The organism is Streptomyces sp. cmx-4-9 (assembly GCF_046548835.1).
Classification (GTDB): Bacteria; Actinomycetota; Actinomycetes; order Streptomycetales; family Streptomycetaceae; genus Streptomyces.
Genome location: NZ_JAEBEE010000027.1, coordinates 1 through 1,397 on the forward strand (window position 1 = coordinate 1; position 1,397 = coordinate 1,397).

The 1,397-nt window shown below is 66.9% G+C and carries 2 protein-coding genes; both read right to left on the minus strand.

The window, feature by feature from the left end; genetic code table 11:
• Nucleotides 1-50 precede the first annotated feature (50 nt).
• Entirely contained in the window at nucleotides 51-449 is a 399-nt protein-coding gene (locus tag ACLJTM_RS34590) for a hypothetical protein (RefSeq protein WP_411107794.1), read from the minus strand.
• The gene (locus ACLJTM_RS34595; protein ID WP_411107795.1) at nucleotides 446-1,294 is read right to left on the minus strand and encodes an IS5 family transposase; all 849 of its coding nucleotides are present in this window, start codon (nucleotides 1,292-1,294) and stop codon (nucleotides 446-448) included. Before ACLJTM_RS34595 ends, ACLJTM_RS34590 begins: the two co-directional genes overlap by 4 nt.
• Nucleotides 1,295-1,397: the final 103 nt, after the last annotated feature.

Genomic DNA, 1,397 nt, shown 5'->3' on the forward strand with positions numbered 1-1,397 from the left:
AGAGGGCGGTTCGTGAGGTGATGTCCGTTTCTAGATGAGGCTGGTGCGGGCTACTGCTTCCTGGTGAAGCTGCCGGTGTCGGCTTCGGTGAGGATGTCGAGCTTGACCAGGCGTTTCAGCTTTGCGCGGGTGCCCTCGATGTTCTTCGGCAGCGGTTCGTGCTCAAGGGCTTCGCAGATGTCCCGGGCTCGTAGAGGGCCGGTCGCATTGTTGAAGACGCTGAGGATGCGAGGGTAGTCCGGGTGCTCGGGCAGGTCCGGTGGGCCGGCCGGGAGTCGGTCGGTGAGGCTGGTGACGGTCTGTCGTGTGATCACGAGGTGTTCGAGACGGGTCTCGGCTTCCCGAAGGCGGTTGTGCAGTTCGGTGATCTGCCCGCGGAGGTCGTCGGCCAGGGCCCGGGCAGCGTCTTCCTGGATGCCGAGGGCATCGAGGAGGGGCTGGAGGTTCACGCGGCAACCACTCGCGGGTCGCGCCAGGTGGGGGTGTTCTCCCCGGTGAGCCGGCGGGCCATCACGTGGGTCATGGCCCAGTAGACGCGGGAGGCCGAGGAGGCCGGGCGGTGTTCGTAGTCGCGGACCAGGCGCCGGTGCAGTATCAGGATTCCGTAGGTCTGCTCGACCCTCCAGCGCTTCGGCTGCGGGACGAAACCGATGTCCTGAGGGTTGCGTTGGACGATCTCCACGTCGATACCGAGCGTGGTGCCGTGGGCGACCACGGCGGTCTTGAAGCCCTGGTCGACCAGGGCCTTCTCGACGGTGTTGCCGGTGTTCTCGGCAACCTGGCCGAGCAGAGCGATGCCGGCGGCGTTGTCGTGTGCGCTCGCGGCGAGGACGACCACCGCGATGACCAGCCCGAGCACGTCCACGGCCAGACCCCGCTTGCGGCCCGGGACTCGCTTCGCGGCGTCGTGGCCGGTCGTGGAGGCGGGGACCCCGGTCGCCGCGTGAACACTCTGGGTGTCCAGCACCACCAGGGTCGGGTCCTCTAATCGGCGGGCCTTCTCTCGGACCTGGCAGCGCAGGAGCTCGTGGATGACCTGGTCGGTCCCGTCGTCCCGCCAGGCGGCGAAGTAGTAGTACGTCGCGCTCTTGGGCGGGAGGTCGTTCGGGAGGTAGGCCCACTGGCAGCCGGTCCGGCCCTGGTAGAGGATCGCGTTCACGATCTCCCGCATTGCATAGGCGCTCTGGTGGCCGCTGACCGAGCGATGCCGGCTCTTCCACGCCGTGATCACCGGTTCGATCAACGCCCACTGCCCGTCCGATAAGTCACTCGGGTACGGCTTGCGTTCAGTCACCTCATCACATCACCAGAACGACGACTGCGGACCGCGGGATTCAGTCCACACCCACACCATCAAGCGACGACAGAACCGCCCGAAGACTCACGAACCGCCCTCT